This window comes from Streptomyces atratus, from assembly GCF_900119365.1.
Lineage (GTDB): Bacteria > Actinomycetota > Actinomycetes > Streptomycetales > Streptomycetaceae > Streptomyces > Streptomyces atratus_B.
The window spans coordinates 637,877-653,806 of sequence record NZ_FPJO01000001.1 but is presented as its reverse complement, the minus strand read 5'-3'; the positions used below and the strand labels follow the sequence as shown (position 1 = coordinate 653,806).

Annotated in this window: 24 protein-coding genes; 9 read left to right on the top strand and 15 right to left on the bottom strand. The window is 68.3% G+C overall.

From position 1 onward, the window contains the following. Nucleotides 1-103: 103 nt before the first annotated feature. On the top strand, nucleotides 104-232 hold the full coding sequence (locus BT364_RS42510) for a hypothetical protein (protein ID WP_256259559.1): 129 nt from the start codon (nucleotides 104-106) through the stop codon (nucleotides 230-232). Nucleotides 233-337: 105 nt separating this feature from the next. Here the strand turns inward: BT364_RS42510 and BT364_RS03050 are convergent, their stop codons facing one another. Beyond that, a complete protein-coding gene (locus BT364_RS03050) occupies nucleotides 338-592 on the bottom strand; it encodes a hypothetical protein (RefSeq protein ID WP_072483470.1) in 255 nt (84 codons plus the stop codon). Further along, nucleotides 534-821 carry a holin gene (locus tag BT364_RS44050; protein WP_079179311.1) on the bottom strand — a complete coding sequence of 96 codons (288 nt, stop codon included), beginning with the start codon at nucleotides 819-821 and terminating at the stop codon, nucleotides 534-536. The genes BT364_RS03050 and BT364_RS44050 overlap by 59 nt, the downstream gene beginning before the upstream one ends. Nucleotides 822-845: 24 nt before the next feature. Here BT364_RS44050 and BT364_RS03040 point away from each other — a divergent pair, with 24 nt between their 5' ends. Both BT364_RS03040 and BT364_RS03035 read left to right on the top strand, forming a co-directional pair. After that, complete coding sequence (locus BT364_RS03040; protein WP_072483468.1) at nucleotides 846-1,214, top strand: NUDIX domain-containing protein; 369 nt, start codon at nucleotides 846-848, stop codon at nucleotides 1,212-1,214. A gap of 20 nt (nucleotides 1,215-1,234) precedes the next feature. After that, the gene (locus tag BT364_RS03035; protein WP_072483467.1) at nucleotides 1,235-1,444 is read left to right on the top strand and encodes a hypothetical protein; all 210 of its coding nucleotides are present in this window, start codon (nucleotides 1,235-1,237) and stop codon (nucleotides 1,442-1,444) included. A gap of 379 nt (nucleotides 1,445-1,823) precedes the next feature. Here the strand turns inward: BT364_RS03035 and BT364_RS39790 are convergent, their stop codons facing one another. The 6 genes from BT364_RS39790 to BT364_RS03005 form a co-directional block, all read right to left on the bottom strand. Continuing rightward, nucleotides 1,824-2,816 carry an HNH endonuclease signature motif containing protein gene (locus BT364_RS39790; RefSeq protein ID WP_107408151.1) on the bottom strand — a complete coding sequence of 331 codons (993 nt, stop codon included), beginning with the start codon at nucleotides 2,814-2,816 and terminating at the stop codon, nucleotides 1,824-1,826. Between the two features lie 665 nt (nucleotides 2,817-3,481). Next, complete coding sequence (locus tag BT364_RS03030) at nucleotides 3,482-3,829, bottom strand: hypothetical protein (RefSeq protein ID WP_072483466.1); 348 nt, start codon at nucleotides 3,827-3,829, stop codon at nucleotides 3,482-3,484. Continuing rightward, nucleotides 3,826-4,557, bottom strand: a complete 732-nt coding sequence (locus BT364_RS03025; RefSeq protein WP_072483701.1) for a GntR family transcriptional regulator — start codon at nucleotides 4,555-4,557, stop codon at nucleotides 3,826-3,828. The genes BT364_RS03030 and BT364_RS03025 overlap by 4 nt, the downstream gene beginning before the upstream one ends. A gap of 8 nt (nucleotides 4,558-4,565) precedes the next feature. After that, nucleotides 4,566-4,790 (bottom strand): hypothetical protein, encoded by a 225-nt coding sequence (locus tag BT364_RS38985; RefSeq protein ID WP_079179290.1) that lies wholly within the window; start codon nucleotides 4,788-4,790, stop codon nucleotides 4,566-4,568. A 199-nt stretch (nucleotides 4,791-4,989) separates the two neighbouring features. Next, the gene (locus tag BT364_RS42505; RefSeq protein ID WP_256259558.1) at nucleotides 4,990-5,130 is read right to left on the bottom strand and encodes a hypothetical protein; all 141 of its coding nucleotides are present in this window, start codon (nucleotides 5,128-5,130) and stop codon (nucleotides 4,990-4,992) included. Between the two features lie 168 nt (nucleotides 5,131-5,298). Continuing rightward, complete coding sequence (locus BT364_RS03005) at nucleotides 5,299-5,577, bottom strand: hypothetical protein (protein ID WP_072483462.1); 279 nt, start codon at nucleotides 5,575-5,577, stop codon at nucleotides 5,299-5,301. Nucleotides 5,578-5,654: 77 nt separating this feature from the next. Here BT364_RS03005 and BT364_RS03000 point away from each other — a divergent pair, with 77 nt between their 5' ends. Continuing rightward, nucleotides 5,655-6,410, top strand: a complete 756-nt coding sequence (locus BT364_RS03000; protein WP_072483461.1) for a GntR family transcriptional regulator — start codon at nucleotides 5,655-5,657, stop codon at nucleotides 6,408-6,410. 6 nt (nucleotides 6,411-6,416) lie between these two features. Here BT364_RS03000 and BT364_RS02995 read toward each other — a convergent pair whose 3' ends face one another. The 3 genes from BT364_RS02995 to BT364_RS44045 all read right to left on the bottom strand — a co-directional run bounded on the left by BT364_RS02995 (nucleotide 6,417) and on the right by BT364_RS44045 (nucleotide 8,069). Then, the gene (locus BT364_RS02995; protein ID WP_072483460.1) at nucleotides 6,417-6,884 is read right to left on the bottom strand and encodes a DUF4240 domain-containing protein; all 468 of its coding nucleotides are present in this window, start codon (nucleotides 6,882-6,884) and stop codon (nucleotides 6,417-6,419) included. 336 nt (nucleotides 6,885-7,220) lie between these two features. Next, a complete protein-coding gene (locus tag BT364_RS02990; protein WP_072483459.1) occupies nucleotides 7,221-7,517 on the bottom strand; it encodes a GYD domain-containing protein in 297 nt (98 codons plus the stop codon). 477 nt (nucleotides 7,518-7,994) lie between these two features. Further along, nucleotides 7,995-8,069 carry a 50S ribosomal protein bL37 gene (locus tag BT364_RS44045; protein ID WP_015034725.1) on the bottom strand — a complete coding sequence of 25 codons (75 nt, stop codon included), beginning with the start codon at nucleotides 8,067-8,069 and terminating at the stop codon, nucleotides 7,995-7,997. Between the two features lie 164 nt (nucleotides 8,070-8,233). Here BT364_RS44045 and BT364_RS02980 point away from each other — a divergent pair, with 164 nt between their 5' ends. From BT364_RS02980 to BT364_RS02965, 4 genes are all read left to right on the top strand, one after another. Continuing rightward, a complete protein-coding gene (locus BT364_RS02980) occupies nucleotides 8,234-8,863 on the top strand; it encodes a hypothetical protein (protein WP_072483458.1) in 630 nt (209 codons plus the stop codon). Nucleotides 8,864-9,016: 153 nt separating this feature from the next. Next, nucleotides 9,017-9,457 carry a DUF7144 family membrane protein gene (locus BT364_RS02975; RefSeq protein WP_072483457.1) on the top strand — a complete coding sequence of 147 codons (441 nt, stop codon included), beginning with the start codon at nucleotides 9,017-9,019 and terminating at the stop codon, nucleotides 9,455-9,457. A 31-nt stretch (nucleotides 9,458-9,488) separates the two neighbouring features. Then, a complete protein-coding gene (locus BT364_RS02970) occupies nucleotides 9,489-10,811 on the top strand; it encodes a DUF1254 domain-containing protein (RefSeq protein ID WP_072483456.1) in 1,323 nt (440 codons plus the stop codon). Nucleotides 10,812-10,879: 68 nt separating this feature from the next. Further along, nucleotides 10,880-11,104 carry a DUF2277 domain-containing protein gene (locus tag BT364_RS02965; RefSeq protein ID WP_072483455.1) on the top strand — a complete coding sequence of 75 codons (225 nt, stop codon included), beginning with the start codon at nucleotides 10,880-10,882 and terminating at the stop codon, nucleotides 11,102-11,104. Here the strand turns inward: BT364_RS02965 and BT364_RS02960 are convergent. From BT364_RS02960 to BT364_RS02950, 3 genes are all read right to left on the bottom strand, one after another. After that, nucleotides 11,091-11,750 (bottom strand): DedA family protein, encoded by a 660-nt coding sequence (locus BT364_RS02960; RefSeq protein ID WP_072483454.1) that lies wholly within the window; start codon nucleotides 11,748-11,750, stop codon nucleotides 11,091-11,093. The genes BT364_RS02965 and BT364_RS02960 overlap by 14 nt on opposite strands. Nucleotides 11,751-12,019: 269 nt before the next feature. Continuing rightward, a complete protein-coding gene (locus BT364_RS02955) occupies nucleotides 12,020-12,475 on the bottom strand; it encodes a DoxX family protein (RefSeq protein ID WP_072483453.1) in 456 nt (151 codons plus the stop codon). 758 nt (nucleotides 12,476-13,233) lie between these two features. Continuing rightward, a complete protein-coding gene (locus BT364_RS02950) occupies nucleotides 13,234-13,878 on the bottom strand; it encodes an HNH endonuclease family protein (protein WP_072483452.1) in 645 nt (214 codons plus the stop codon). Nucleotides 13,879-14,145: 267 nt separating this feature from the next. On the opposite strand from BT364_RS02950, the gene BT364_RS02945 reads away from it, so the two are divergent. Then, complete coding sequence (locus BT364_RS02945; RefSeq protein WP_072483451.1) at nucleotides 14,146-14,880, top strand: ABC transporter permease; 735 nt, start codon at nucleotides 14,146-14,148, stop codon at nucleotides 14,878-14,880. 28 nt (nucleotides 14,881-14,908) lie between these two features. Here the strand turns inward: BT364_RS02945 and BT364_RS02940 are convergent, their stop codons facing one another. Then, nucleotides 14,909-15,571 carry an HAD-IA family hydrolase gene (locus BT364_RS02940; protein ID WP_072483450.1) on the bottom strand — a complete coding sequence of 221 codons (663 nt, stop codon included), beginning with the start codon at nucleotides 15,569-15,571 and terminating at the stop codon, nucleotides 14,909-14,911. Nucleotides 15,572-15,930: the final 359 nt, after the last annotated feature.

The window sequence follows — 15,930 nt, the reverse complement described above, 5'->3', positions numbered from 1 at the left end:
CAATCAGCCGCTAGTATCCGGCCATGTGGCAATCGAACTGAACGACGAGCTGATCGAGCTGGAATGAGCGGCGTGGGCTGAGCAGCAGGTCAATGCACTGACGGTGGAGACCGCAGCGGCGGTGCAGGCGGCGATCACTGCGCACGCCGAGGCGACTGGGCAGTCCCGGTACGAGGTCGAGGCCGCGCTGAAGCGGGCCGTCCGGCACCCGGCCGAGGACGACAACGGTTGACCTCGGGCATAAGAAACTGCCTCCTCCAGCACAACGCGGGAGGAGGCGGTGTCAGGAGCGGCGGAGGGTGGTGCGGCCCGAAGAGACCAGGGCATCCCGATGGCGTCATCGCAGGAGCGCGAGTGCTCCGGTAGTGGCGCCGGCCGCCCCGGCAAGTACCCCGATCGTAGGAAGCGGCCACTGCTTACGCTCCAGGGACGCCACCCGGCCCTCCAGGGCGCTGATGTCGGACTCGGTTGCCTCAGTCCGCTGCAATGCGAGGTCGAGCCTGCCGTTCAACTCGGCAAAGGCCGTCCAGATCTCACCGCGCAACTCCGCGAGTTCGACGGCCACCCGGTCGTTTCCCGGCTGTGGGGTCACTGCCGCTCCCGAACGGTCTCGGTGAGCCCCGGGCCGCCCCCCCGGCGCCGGACGCACTGATCGCGGTCAGCACCGCCAGGAACGCAGCACTCCCGGTCAGCGAGAGCCCCTGCCCCCAGTCGACATCGAGGACGCCCGCGGTATCGAGACCTAGCGTCGCGATCAGGGTCTGTGCCGCGGTCCGTACGGTGCGCTCCGCCGTGGCCGCCCAGAAAGCCTTCGAGAACATCGTTGTGGCCATCAGGCCTCCTTCCTGGCGATCCGTCGAGCCGACAACGGGACTTGGGAACTTCCTGGCGGGGTCCTCGAACTCACTGAGGCACCGGAAGCGGGCGTCGTCCGCGAGGTCCTGGAGGAGACCGGCATCCGCGTCGAGGTTGACGAGCTGAGCGGCGTCTACAAGAACACGACACGAGGCATCGTCGCCCTGGTTTTCCGCTGCAAGCCGTCGGGCGGAGCCGAGCGGACATCGGACGAGTCGACAGCGGTCGACTGGCTCACGCCCACAGAGGTCGAGGAGCGCATGGCTGAGGTCTACGCGATCCGCCTCCTGGACGCGTTGGACGGGGCAGGCCCGCATGTCCGCAGCCACGATGGGCGCCGGCTGGTCGCGGCTGGGTGAGCGTGGACCGCGTACGGAGGATGAGCCGAGAGAAGGTGATCCCTCTCGTACAGCGCCTCATGGAAGCCGACACCGCCACCGAGGCGGAGATGGACGACATCCTGGACGCCCTGCAGCGCTGCCTGGCTTGCCCCCACATCAGCGATTACATCTTCTGGAGCTCTGCCCCGGACCTGATGGCCGAGAAGGTCGTCGACCGGGCAATGGCCTACAAGGCGATCGCTCTCTGAGTGACCAAGGCGCGCAGTGCGGTAAGAGTTTCTCTACTTCATCAAGGCCCGCGCACGGCGCGGGCGTGCGCCGCCTCTGCGGCGCGGCCTGCCTCCTGTCTGCGCCCCGGCTGGCCGCGCCCGGCGGCGCGCTCGCGGCTGCGGGCATAGAAGTGGGAGACACCCTCTGTGGCTGGGGCGGTTGGCTCCACGGCTTTAGCCACCTCCCCGGTCAGGGGCCCGCGTCGAACAAGACCAGGGGGCCACTCGATCACATTGCGGTCAGACCCGAAGACCTGACCGAGTTGCCAACCAGCGTACGGCCCCCTGATCACGCTCGACCCCAGCCCGGGCAGGACACCGGCCAAAGCCGCTCCACCAACCTCGTCTGCGACCCCGTCTACCCTGAAGACCCACCCTGCTGACGAACCCGACCCTTCAATTCATCTATTCCCGGGTAGAGTTGATTACTATTGCGTTGCTCAGGGGTGTACTCTTCCCTTGACGAGTTGTCAGAGAAGACGCCATCGCCAACTCGATGAATCAGGACACCTTCATCGAAGCGAAATAGAGGGTCCAATTCGGAGCGCACAGTGTCGCAGATGTAATTCGCAGCCTTGGTCAATTCAAGGGAAATCTCACATAGTACATCTACGGCAAAATTGAAATCCTGCTGAGCTTTGACGAAATCGACCTCGCCATTTGTTGCATGATTCCAGGGGCGCGGCACTTCAACGTAGCCAGACCTCCCCGGAGGGGTGTTCATGTGCATCCTGATGTGATTGACAAGATCTTTGAGTGTGACTCCATAATTAGCGAAGGCGCAACGCAGCCTCGGATACGCATCGGGCCAGACTCTCGCAAGCACCCACTTGGCCTGCTCATACAGGGCATCCACTTCCGAATGCTTGAAGCGTGCGACCGGAGCATTCAACTTCCATGTAAAGGATTCCCAGTGTTGAAGATCGGCCTGGGTGCACCATGTCTCAACGAGGGCCGCGGTTCTCACCTCGACCTCTTCGAAACGCTTGTCCGCCACTGTCTTTCGACTCGCCCAGAAAGCTTCGTGATCGGACTTCATTTTCCGCAGCTGATCGGCGGTGTACGCCACGCCACCTTCTTTGTCGATCAGGCGATGATGGGTTGGGCACAGGAGGATCAAGTTCCCATACGAGTCGATCTTTTCGCGGGGGTAATCGTCGCCGCCACGCGGTCCATTGGGGCTCCCGGAAACGATGTGAGCTTCCTCGCCCACTGGAATCCCCGCAGCATGCAGAGTGCCGGAACCCCCATCGAGGAGGTCAACCGTGAGTTGCAGTCCACAATCAGGGAATGCGCAATAATTCGCAGAACGCGCCCACAACGCCTTCCGGGCTGTCATGCCGATCGCCACTCGACACCCTCTATTCTCTCGTTAAAAAATGGGCTCACCGAACAGAATACAGCGATCGACCACTGCAACCCTAGAGCTAACAGGAAGGAAAATCTGGCACGAGAGGCTCTCATGTCGAAGGTCAGTACGTCTCGGATGGACTTCCGTGATATTTGCGCCGCATGGTGGGTGACCTTCCCACCTGCCCTGTGCGCGAGCAGCCGATGAAGGCCTGCGGCTTCGCCGGCTCGGGACGGGCGACGACGGCGAGCGGTCGTGCCGCGTGCTGTGGCTGTGCTCCGGACGGAACCTGTGGTGGAAGTGAGTCGATCAGCCGAGCGCTCCGCTGGAGGTCTGCCCGGTCCTGGAGCTCTTCCGGAGCTGACATCAACGACCGTGAACCACGCCAAACTTAGGTGAATCGGGGCAGCGTCGCGACGCCTTCACTGACCGGGATCGACGGTGGCCGAACCTTTAACTCGGTGCTCGGCAGGCTGTGGACCAGCTGCGGGCTGGATCTGTCTGATCTACCACGGGTGAGCCCATGGCGTGCTGCGTTCCTCGGGTGTCAAGGGCCCTCCGGAGCTGCATGTGTCGAGCGCAAACATGGTCGCATTGTCGGGCTTGACCGGATGTCAGCAGGGAAGCCCCAGGCTGGGTCTGGGGCTTCTCTGCTTGGATGTGCGCTAACCGAAGGCGGCCGCTGGCAGTTGAGGGCCCTCGTTGCCTCCTTCGCGTGCGGCGAGATCTGGTACCGGCAGGCGGTGACCGCGGCTTGTTGCTACACGGAGTACGTCCCGCAGGGCTCCGGTCAGGTCTGTCGCCAGGAGCCGTAGTTCTTCCGGCTCCGCCTCCTCTTCGCCGAGGATTTCTGACGCTTGCTCCAGGAGCTTGGTCGCCATGCCGAGCTGCACCGCTTCGGTGTTGTCAGCCAGGCGGGACAGGTGGCCGCTGCTGTCGTCGGTACTCAGAAAGCAGGGCTTGCCCTCGGGTCCCGACCATGGGAGGAGCCGCAGCTCGTTGTGGGCCGTCACCCTTCCGTCCCCCTCTCTTCGGGCATCGTGTGGTTGGTGAAGACGGCATCGGCGCGGTCGCCGGGGAGTACCAGGAGCGCCGCCTCGACCACGCGTCCAGTGGTGCCGGTCGCCACGCGGGTGATCGCGAGAACGGCTAGGGTCGTGCTGATCCGAAGGGTTATTGCTTCTTCTGGTGTCGGGAAGCGTGCGCTGACCTTCTCTCGAACCTTGGCCAGTGGCGGGCGGAGCTCTGCCAGCCGCGCCTCCACCCCCTCGCACCAAAGCGACTCGCAGGGCAGGTCGGCCGGCGCCAGGTCGCGAGGGACGTAGATACGGGCCAGGCTGTGCGGTGATTTCCCCTCGTGGCTGAGGCAGAGGAGTTCGGTCAGTGGGCTGTGCGCCGACACCCTCAGCAGAGCGGTCAGATGTCCTCGCGCCCGGAGATTGGTGGTGCGGACACTGACGCGCAGAGCCGCATCGGCCGTGGTCTGCGCGTCGGGCGTGCGGCCACCGCCTACGTACGTGATTCTGCGGAGGGGGTGACAGACGAAGTTTCCCCTGCCGTGAATCTTCTCGACGAGCCCTTCGCCCTGGAGGATTGCGAGGGCGTTCCGCAGCGTCGGCGTGCTGACCGTGTAGTGGGAGGCGAGTTGGGCCTCGGAAGGGAGGCGTTCGCCGGCCTTGATTCGGCCGGTCGAAATCTGTTTCCGAAGGTCGTCGGCGATGACGTGACGGCGGGAAGCCACGGATTGGATCACCGCCTTCTCAGCATCCGCAGGGCGACGAGCCGGGTCCGGGAGTGCATGGTCAGCAGTTCGCCCGACTCGAAAAGAAGTCGCTTTGCCTCACCGGGCAGTTGGAAGAGGTCGGCCACGCGGCACGGCTGACCGCCGATCTGGATGACGTCGCCACGCTGCACGCTGGCCGAGGTGATCTCGACGTTGGCGGCCAGCGCGCCGCTGGGTGCCCATCTCCTCACTGGGCCACCTCCCTCGGTGCGATGGGAGCGACCGCCGGGTGGCAGGGGCAGTTGCATGCCTCGTAGATCACGGGGACGCCGACCGGTGCCACGGCGGGGGAGGAGTGCGCGCACTCGCGGTGTGTGCCGATCAGGCACGAGCTCGACCTGTAGGGATCGGCTTTCGCGCGCGTCACACGTGGTTGCTGACGAGGAGGCATCAGAGGGCCTCCGCCGGTGCGAACCAGGTGTGCGCGAAGGGATCGTGAGGTACGGCTGTCGAGCGCCGTTTCGTACGTTCCTCGCTGGCCAGCACGTACGGGCGGACGAGCGCGGTCTCTTCGCCTGCGAGAACGTCCATGCGGACTCGGTGCTGCCCCATGAACAGCGTGGGCCAGTCGGAGTGTCCGAGGTGAACGACCGTGGATCGGACAGGCGTTGAGGGGCAGCGGTGCCGGCCCTTCGGGAGGTACCGCTCACTGGTGCGTGAGACGGCACGGCGGATACGGTTGAACACGCTGATCAGCTCCTATCGCTGATGGCCAGGTCCCCGGACGTCGCCCGTCGCGGGGGCCGCTTTGTGTACGGCGGCCCATAAGGTGCGGCCGTTCACGTTGCTGGCAAGAAGCCCGAATCGATCGGCCTCTGCCACCACTTCCAAGACCTCCCGCCATGACTCGGCGGGGAAGGTGTCCGGCACCTCCGCTTCGATCGATGTGTGTTGGGCGTGCTGTTCCACGCGTGTGGTGAGACCGGCGGCGGACAACCGGGCGGCGATGTCATCGGCGCTCAGTTTGGAAGAGGGCACAGGTGTCTCCGTCGCCAAGTGATCACATTACGTGAAGCTGGTTAACCAGATTAGGGCTAGTGGACTAGATTTTCCATATGCCTGAGCAGCCGCCTTATCTCCGCATCGCGGACGTCCTTCGGCAACGGATCGCGGAGCACGAGTGGAGGCCGGGGGACCGGCTGCCCTCACGCGCCCAGATCGCCCGGGAGTGTGGCGTCGGCGAGAATGTGGTTCGCCGGGCTCAGGAGCTGCTGATCTCTCAGGGCATTCTGGAAGGCCGCGCGGGTTCCGGCACCTATGTCGCCGAACCTCGTCGGCGCGTCCGGGTGGTCCGCTCCTCGGCGCGCGAGCAGCGCGACGATTCCCCGTTCCGTGCGGACATGAAGGCTGTGGGCAAGTACGGGGACTGGGAGAGCCGGACCGAGGCCAAGGTTCCGGCTCCGGTTGAGATCGCGACGCGCCTCGGTATCACCGAAGGTGACCTGTGCGTCCGGACCGCGTATGAGTTCCTGGCCGATGGCAGGCCGGTGCAGTTGTCGACGAGTTGGGAGCCGTACGACCTCACCGCCGGCTCACTTGTCGTTCTGCCCGAGGGTGGGCCGCACGCCGGGGCCGGTGTCGTGAACCGCATGGCCGAGATCGGCATCACGGTGAGCCACGCCGTCGAGCAGCCGGAGCCGCGGCGGGCGACCGCGGAGGAGGCATCGCTGCTCGGTATCCAGCAGGCCGCTCTTGTCACTCACATCCGGCGGACGTACTACAGCGACCAGGGGCGGCCTGTGGAGACCGCGGACATCATCGTTCCTGCGGCTCTGTGCGAGATCGTCTACGAGATTCCGACTGGACGGTAGATCGCTTCAGTCCCGCAGGTGCGGCCAGCCGTCCCTGTTCGAGAAGGTCTCGAAGCAGTAACGGGTCGGGCGGTCCCACTCCTCGCCCGTGGCCAACTCGTACGCCTGATCCGGTACGTACAGCAACCATTCACCGTCGTACTCGGTCGAGGCGTAAGGGGCGAACTTGTCGACGTCGAAAAAGACGCCCTCCCAGACGGTCTGACCCGCAGCGACAACAGCGCAACGCGTGTACAGGAACTGGTCGGCCGACTGAGGGAAGGGGCTGCCATCCCGGTCCGTCAGGTCAGCGACGGGAAGGGTGCCGAACTTCTCCTGGTCCAAGCGGTAGAGCGCCTCGGCATGGCGTTCGGCGAAGCCGATGATGTCAGGGATAGGGCGGCGACTCAGCTCCTTGGCGAGGCGTTGGCAGCTTGCTTGGTTTGCTTCGCCGTTCAAGGTGTCTATCAGCGCCCAGAATTCGGCCCATGTCATTCTCACGGGGGCAGGATGTCAGGGCGGTCTGACATCCACAGCTGACATCAACGGCGGCGGATGACCGCGGTCGCATGCGGCTTGCCGTGGCAGGGGTGAGCAGCAGTCCGCTCCTGGTAGAGGCGCGACGGTCGAACTTACAAAGCAGATGTCGGCGGTTCGAAACCGTCCGCGCCCACCAGTGCGAAGGCCCCCGACCGATCATGGTCGGGGGCCTTTGACATCTACTTCTGAACATCAACGGGTGCAGATGCTCACGGTCGGGGCGCTGCCGCTTCAGCATGCGGTCGAGGTGACTCACGGCCTCGCGTCGGGTGTCCTGGACGACGTGGGTCGTCAGCCGGCCGCCTTGGCGACGATGCGCTCCATCTCCTCCGGGCCGAAGGCCCGCAGGGTCGTGGAACGGACGTTGCCCACCCCGCCGAGCTGCAGGAGTGCTGCCGTGGCAGTTTCGTCGTCGGGCGCCTCGACGACGGCCACGAGGTCGTACGGTCCGACGGTCCAGTAGATGCTCAGGAGCTTCGCCCCGAGCTTCTGTACCGCTGACCCGAAGGCCTCGGAGCGCTTTGCGGTGTCCTTGTAGTTTCGGACCCCTTGATCGGTCCAGCTCAGCAAGGTGACGTACGTCGGCATGTTCTTTCACCTTCACGAGGAGACACATCGTGCGTCCAAGCCTGGACATCCGGGCCAGAACCTGCACGAGATACGCACCCGAACGAGCAATACGACCGACCACAGGCATCGAGGGGCAGGCTGACATCGACGTCAGCGGACACCAACGGTCGCGGCGGTTCTCTGCCCCCGGCTTCAAGCAGGACGGATACGACTACCGCGCGTTGAGCATCGTTCCTCGTCCTACGGTGACGATGCCGTGCGTGAACGCAGCCTGTGTGCAGCATCCGCAGTTCGACCGGTCCTCGGAGACGCTGCGGCACGCCGGGGTGACGGTGCTGTACGGGGAGGGCGGCTTTGGGCCGAACCAGCCGGGCGAGCGTCGGCCGGAGGGGTACCCCTGGCGTCTCGCTCTGGACGCGGTCGGCTCTTTTCTGCGAGGCGCTGCGCGCTGTCTTTCGGTGCCCTGGGAGGCATGGGTGCTTCCCAGGGCACCGTTCAGGCGTTGGGGCGCTTGCCGTGGTTGGCGTTCTTCTTCTTGCGGGCGCGGCGCTTGTTTCCTCGTTTGGCCATGACCTGCCTCCCTCACCTGGGGTTTTCGGGCCTCCGCCAGTTTAGGTTCGGGCCGTCCCGGCCGCATCAGCTCCGTAACCCTCAAGCCTCCCCCTGCGGGAGAGTCAAGCCAGGGGTCGCCGTAACGTGTCTTGTTCACGTCAGCACCATCCCAGGGGGGATACATGTCGTACGGCTATCCGCCGCCCCAGCCCGGCCAGGAGCCCCAGCCCGGTCAGCAGCCCCAGCAGCCGCCGTCGCCGTATGCGCAGTGGCCGCAGCCCGCCCCCGGGGCGTACGGCTACCCCCAGCCGCCGCAGAAGTCCCGTACCGGGCTGATCGTCACCTTGTCCGTGATCGGCGGGGTGGTCCTTCTGCTGGCGGTCGGTGTGCTGATCGCCGTGACGAGCGGGGGCGGCTCGTCGTCCACGGCCAAGTCGAGGCCGTCGGCGGGGGAGTCCGCGAAGAGCGAGGCGCCCGCGACGGGCGGGGCCTCCGACGCGCCCACCGAGCTGCCGGCTCTCGAAGGTACGGACGCCGAGGGCGATGTGCGGATCACCCGGTGCGAGGTGGATTCGCTGACCGAGTGGCCGGACGCGGACGTGGAGGTCGTGAACCACTCCGACACCCAGGCGTCCTACATCGTGTCCGTGGAGTTCGTGGACGGCGACGGTACGCGCCGGGCCTCGGGGCTGGCGACGGCCACCGACCTGGCGGCGGGGCAGAAGTCGGTGCAGAAGGCCCAGGGGCTGGGCAAGGTCCCGGGCAAGATGACCTGCAAGGTCGCGAAGGTGACGCGGCTTCCTTCGTCGTAGCGGCTGATGCGGAGGCGGTGTCCGGTCAGGCGCAAGCCCACCGTGCGCCGCCGTCCGCGGCATCACCCGGATGGGCGCGTCCGAGTGGTCGCACGGGAGAGCGCCACGCAAGGTCGGTTCTGTCCGCAGTCCCGTTCCGGCCAAGGAGTTTCGATGGCACACTCAGCGCCCGCGCCCGGTCCGGTCCCGGCAGGTTCCGCCGGCCAGGGAGACGTCAACCCCTGGGCAGCCGGCGGGATCATGTTCGCCGGTGTCCTGCTGCTCGTCGACGGTGTCCTCGGAGTGATCAAGGGCATCTCCGGCATCGCCTCCGACGACGTGTACGCGCACGTCAGGAACTACACCTTCAAGTTCGATGTGACCTCCTGGGGGTGGATCCACCTCGTTCTCGGCATCGTGCTCGGAGTCGTCGGCTGGGGCATCCTCAAGGGCGCCGACTGGGCCCGTGCCACGGGTGTGGTGATAGCCGCGATCAACCTGATCATCAACTTCATCTGGCTGCCGTACCAGCCGGTCTGGGCGCTCGTCTCCGTCGCCATCGACGGGTTCGTGATCTGGGCCCTGTGCACGGGCGAATCGAAGGCGTTCATCTGAGCGGGGACGGTGCCCATGGCCGGAGGTTGAGGTGGAACTCGCCGCTCTTGCCGTCGAGGCGTACGTCTACGGGTATCCGCTGGTCCGTGACCTGTCGGTGGTCGAGGGCTTCATGCACACGGGCTTCGGTTCGCTGCCGCCCACGCCTTTCAACCACTTCGCGCACGCGGGTCGGCCGTCGTCGGCGGACATGCCGTTCATGTCCGCCGACGACACCGTCCGTTCCGTCGTCCAACTCGATCTCTCCGGTGGACCGGTGCTGCTGCGCCTTCCCGGCACGGACGGAGCGGACGGTGCGTACTGCGTGTTCCAGTTCGTCGATGCCTGGACCAATAGCTTCGCGTACGTCGGGCGACGAGCCGCCGGCGCCCGGGCCGGGGACTGGCTCGTCGTTCCCCCGGGCTGGGCGGGCAGCGTGCCCGACGGTGTGCTCGGGGTCGTCGACGCACCCACCTCCGTCGTCTCCGTCATCGGGCGCAATATCTGCGCCGACTCCTCCGACTCCGAAGACCCCGAGCGGGGCCGCGCGCTCCGGGAGCAGCCGGGCGTCACGTACGTCGAACCGGGCACGCACCGTACGGGACTGCCCGCGCCCGACCCCGACGTACCGGAGGCGCTGCGGTTCTTCGAGCGGCTCAGGGTGTGGATGGCCGACTTCCCGCCGTCCGCGCCCGACCAGGCGTACCAGGACCGGTTCCAGCCGCTGGGGCTGCTGGAGGAGGGGCCCTCGCCGTACACCCGCGCCGACCCCGCCCTCGTACGAGCGCTGACCGGGGGGCTGGCGCGGGGGAGGGCGTGGGTGGAGGAGGCGAGCCGGGCCGCGGCTGCGCGCGGGGGGTGGGTGCTGGATCCGCATCTCTTCGACTACAACCTCGACCACTACGGCGTCGGAACCATCGACTCCCCTCAGTGGCGGATCGCCGACCGGGAGGCGTCCTACCGGACCAGGGCGGTGGCGGCGCGGGGCTCGCTGTGGGGCGTGCACGGTTACGAGGCGGTGTACGCCCACACCCTCAGCGACGCCGGGGGCGAGCGGCTGAACGGGGCCCACTCCTACGTGCTGCGCTTCGAGGGCCCACCGCCGGTCGGGGCGGGTTGGTCCCTGGCCGTGTACGACCTGGCCGGTCAGCGGATCGGCCAGGCCCTGGTGGGTCGCGGTCCGGTGTACGGGGAGGAGGACGGTTCGCCGGCTGTCCGCATCGGGCGGGTGTGGCCGGACGCGGCGGAATCGGCGGACGCGAACCGGCTGTCCGCGCCCGACGGGGACTTCCGGCTCGTGCTCAGGCTCTGCGCGCCGGGAGCCGGAATGCTCGACGGGACGTACGCGATCCCCGCCGTCGAACGGACTCGGTGAGGAGGGCGAGGGCGGCCGGACCGGGCGGAGGCGGGGCGGTTGTCAGTGGTGCGGTTCACACTGGAGACATGTGCCGCAGCATCAAGACCCTTCGTCCGCCCGCCATTCCCGAAGAGGCCACCGAGGAGGAGATCCGGGCCGCCGCCCTGCAGTTCGTGCGCAAGGTGTCCGGCTTCCGCGCTCCGGCCGCGCACAACCAGGAGGTGTTCGACCGGGCCGTCGACGAGATCACGGAGGCGACCGTCAGACTTCTGGACGGGCTGGAGATCCGGGGCGCGGTCAGGACGCCGTAGTGGCCGTCGCGCTCGCCGATGCCGTGGCGGCCGCTTCCGCCGCCGGGCGGCGCACGAGGTACGCGGCCAGGGCGCCTGCCACGAACAGGGCGAGGACCGAGACGGCCGTGGCCACCCACGTCGCGCCGAGCCACTGGCCGCCGAAGTAGCCGAGGCCCACGCTGTAGCCGGCCCAGGCCACGCCCGCCAGGGCCGACCAGGGCAGGAATTCCTTGACCTTGCGATGCGCGGCGCCGGCGCCCAGGGAGACCACCGAGCGCCCGGCCGGGGCGAAGCGGGCGATGATGACGAGGATGCCGCCGCCCCGGGCGAGGGCGGCGCCGAGGCTTTCCTGTGCGGAGGTGAGGCGGCGGGAGCGGGCGATGGCCCGGTCCAGACGTTCCCCGCCGCGCCAGGCCAGCCGGTACGCGACGAGGTCGCCGAGCACCGAGGCGGTGGCCGCGCAGAGGATCAGGGCGAGCAGTGAGGGGACCTCGGGCACCTGCCCGGCGGCGCCGGCGCCCGCGACGGTCGTCGAACCGGCGGCGGCAGCCGTGGCAGCGGTGATCACCAGGACCCCGCTGGGCAGCAGGGGCAGAAAGACGTCCAGGAGCACCGAAAGGGCGACCACGGCGTAGATCCATGGGCTGCCGGTCAGCGCGCCCATACTCTCAAGCACCTACTACTCCCCGATTCGGAACAACGCCGCGACGTCGCAGGGGAGCGGCAGGAGCGGCAGGGTCAGCTGTACAGCGTACGCCTGGCGTTCGTCCGGTGATCCACAAATACGAGCGATGTTGGGAACCTCACGTACACCCGGAAATGGGAAGCCTCGGTTCCGGGCGCATGCCCGGATGTACGTGAGGAACGGCCCGCGTCGGCCCGCTGGGAGCGGTCCGGGAGCGGTCCGGGAACGGGGGAGCGGTCGCGTACGGATCAGACCGTCACGGGCGGTGCCGGCTCGGCTGCGCGGTCCTTGTCGCGCTCCGCGCCACTCCGGCTGAACAGCCGGTCCAGGGCCAGTGCGCCTGGGCCGGTGAACACCAGCAGGAGGAACGCCCAGCAGAAGACGGCCGAGGGCTCACCGCCGTTCTGCAACGGGAACAGCGCCTCGGGCTGGTGGACCTTGAAGTACGCGTAGGCCATGGAGCCGGAGCAGATCAGGGCGGCGATACGGGTGCCGAGTCCGAGCATCACGAGGATGCCGCCGACGAACTGGATGACCGCCGCGTACCAGCCGGGCCAGGTGCCGGCGGGTATGGAGCCGCCGTTCATCGCGCCGCCGAGGACGCCGAAGAGCGAGGCGGCGCCGTGGCAGGCGAAGAACAGGCCGATGACGATCCGGAAGAGGCCGAGTGCGTAGGGCTGAGCCTGATTCAAGCGTGTCTGCATGGGGGGAGGGCTCCTTCGGTCTGTGGGGACGTGAACCGATTGAGTGCCTCAGATTAGGGAAACCTCACCAATGCTTGCAAGTTCAACATTCTGTCGACCGGGCTGAAAATCGCCCTACGGGTGGTGGTCGGATTTCGGCCCGGCACCCTCTTCATCTGCGAACCTCCCTTGGTCACCGTGGCCTGAACCAATGGCGGCGCAGCTTTCCGGCCGCGCGGGGTAGGGGTGTGAGCTGGTTGCTGAACCACTCGCCGCCGCCCTGCCCGGCTCGGGCCGGGGCGGGAAGCCGGCCCTGGGCGGACCGGGGAGCGCGTTGTGCGCGGGTGAGCAGGTCGGCCGTGCGGTGTGGGACTCGGGGGCGTCGCCCGGCCCGGGGGTGGGTGCGGCGTCACGTCCCATCGCTCCGCGTGGTGGACCAATGGCGGCAGGAGTCGCGGCGGCGAGGTGGCGATCGGGAGACGGCCGTACGGACCGGGGTCGGCCGGGGTCTCCTCGCGGGCCCGGTGGGCCTTCCCGGCGTCGGGTGCCGACTGTCGTTCCTGTCGGGCGCGCGGGCCGTGCGGGTGTCGGCCGTGAGCGGCCGTACTCGGCCGAAAACATGCCGATGATTTCGGGGTGGGGTCAGGGGGCGGAGTGGTGGCGAGGTGCCGCTCCTGCGCCGGCCCGTGCACATGGGTACGGAGCCGTGCGCCATGCACGGCTCCGTACGGTGTGGAGCGAGTGTGTGGGGGCTCGGGACCCCAAGTCCGTTGCGGGGATCAGCAGTTGTTCAGGACGGACTGCAGGGCGCTCTTCTCGGCCGGGTCGACGGTCAGGTCGTAGTAGTGCTTCACGTGCACCCAGGCCCGTACGTACGTGCACTGGTACGCGGTGCGCGAGGGCATCCACTTGGCCGGGTCCTTGTCGCCCTTGGCCTGGTTGACGTTGTCCGTGACCGCGATGAGCTGCGGGCGCGTCAGGTCGTTGGCGTACGCCTGGCGCTCGGCGGTCGTCCAGCTGCTGGCGCCCGAGCGCCAGGCCTCGGCGAGCGGAACCATGTGATCGATGTCCAGATCGGATGCGGCGGTCCAGGTCGCGCCGTCGTACTCCGAGTACCAAGTGCCGCTGACGGCGGCGCAGCTGGAGTTCTGGGTCACGTTGGTGCCGTCGCGCTCCAGGACGGCCTCGCGGGTGTTGCAGGCGCCCGACTGGGTGATCCAGTGCGGGAACTTGTCGCGGCTGTAGCCGGTCGACGAGCCCTCCGCGGCGACGGTCAGCTCGCTGAGGTAGGTGCGGGCGGTCGAAGCGGAGACCGGGGTGGGCATGGCCGCCTGGGCGGTGGGGGCGGTGAGCAGGCCGGTGGTTGCGGCGAAGGCGGCGGATGCGGCGACGACGGCTATGCGACGCGCGTAGACACCAGACATGCGAACTCCCTTGATGTGGGGGGACCTTGGACGGGTGACCCGTGGGGCCCGGCCATCGTGGCGGTGCCAGGTTTCCGTGGGGTGGGCACCAGGTAACAGGGTGGCGACATGGGCACGTCACATCAAGGGTTTTGGCGAACAGGTCTGGAGCATGGGGGCGTACGTCCCCATCTGCGCGGGCGCACGGGCTGACGCGGCGACAAGTCGGCGCCATGGAGGGACGGTTCGCGCGAGTGGTCCGGGGCGGGCCGGTCGTAAGGTTGCGGCGTGCTGCTACCGGTCAACATCACGCTCGGGGTCGTGCTCGCCGTGCTGCTCGCGGCGGCGGCCACGGTCGCCGCTCTGGCCTCGCTCGGCCGGTCGCGCGAGATCCTGCTCGCCGGACTGCGGGCGGCGGTCCAACTCGCCGCGGTTTCCCTGCTCATCGGCTGGGTGGTCCACTCGGTGGGGCCGCTGCTCGTGTTCGTGGCGCTGATGTACGCCGTGGCGGTGCGGACCGCGGGCCGCCGCGTCACCCGCAATCACACCTGGTGGTGGGCGGCGCTGCCGATCGCGGCGGGGGTCGCGCCGGTGGTCGCCCTGTTGCTGCTCACCGGACTCGTCCCGGTCCGGGGCATCGCGCTGATCCCGGTGACCGGCATCCTCATCGGCGGTGCGCTGACCGCGACCGTGCTCGGCGGGCGACGGGCGCTGGACGAGCTGACGACCCGGCGCGGGGAGGTGGAGGCGGGGATGGCGCTCGGGCTGCTCGACCGTGAGGCGAGGATGGAGATCGCCCGGCCCGCGGCGTCGGACGCCTTGCTGCCGGGGCTCGATCAGACCCGGACGGTGGGGCTCGTGACCCTGCCGGGTGCCTTCGTGGGCATGCTGCTGGGCGGCGCCTCACCGGTGCAGGCGGGGGCCGTGCAACTGTTCGTACTGGTAGCCCTGATGGTCGTGCAGGCGGTGGCCGTCGCGACGGTGCTCGAACTGGTGGCGCGGGGGCGGCTGCACCGGGGCTGAGGCCGGGGCGTGTGCCGCCGGGGTGCGGCTATCGCGCGCCGATGTGCAGCCGGATCGAGCCGTCGGGTGCCGCCTCCACCCGGATCTGCGTCAGGTCCTCGACGTGTGCGTCGGGGGAGAGCACCCCGGCGCGCGGGCCGACGCCCACGACCCGCATGCCCGCCGCCCGGCCCGCCGCGATGCCCGCCTCCGAGTCCTCGAAGACGACGCAGTCCGCCGCGGCGAAGCCCAGCTCGGCCGCGCCCTTGAGGAAGCCCTCCGGGTCCGGCTTGCTGGCGCCGACGCTCTCGGCGGTGACGCGGACCTCCGGCATCCGCAGGCCCGACGCGGTCATCCGGGCGCGGGCCAGGGCCTCGTCGGCCGAGGTGACCAGGGCGTGCGGGAGCGCGGCGATCGCGTCCATGAAGGCGGGCGCGCCGCCGATCGGTACGACGCCGTCGGTGTCGGCGGTCTCCTCGGCGAGCATGACCCGGTTGTCCGCGTAGTTCTGCTCCATCGGGCGGTCCGGGAGGAGTACCGCCATGGTGGCGTACCCCTGCCGCCCGTGGACGACCTTGAGTGTGGCCTCCGGGTCCAGACCCTCGCGCAGCGCCCAGCGCCGCCAGCAGCGCTCCACGACGGCGTCGGAGTTCACCAGGGTGCCGTCCATGTCCAGGAGGAGGGCGTGGGCGGTGAGGGCGGTGGCCGGCATGGGCGGGCTCCAGGGCGCGGGGAAGCGAAGAAAGGAACAAGCAGCCTCGCCCGCCGGTCAGGGGGTGGCGGGCGGAGGCTACTTTGTTCCATCACGATACAAAAACCTGTCCGAGAAAGCCAATCCCTTCCGTTCCGGGTGGTCCGGCCCCTTCCGTCCGGGGTCTTCGGGGTGGTCGTCGTGCTCGTCCCCGGGGTCAGGAGGGTCCCCGGCCCGTCGTCTCCGCTCCAGTGCGCGGCGGGTGTTGGGTCCGTACACGCCCGAGGGGTCGGCCCGGTGCCGGGCGCTCCGTCAGGTCTGCTGCCGATACCGCACTCCGGGCATATATGCCCGGTCGTTGTGGGCCCCTCCCCTTGATT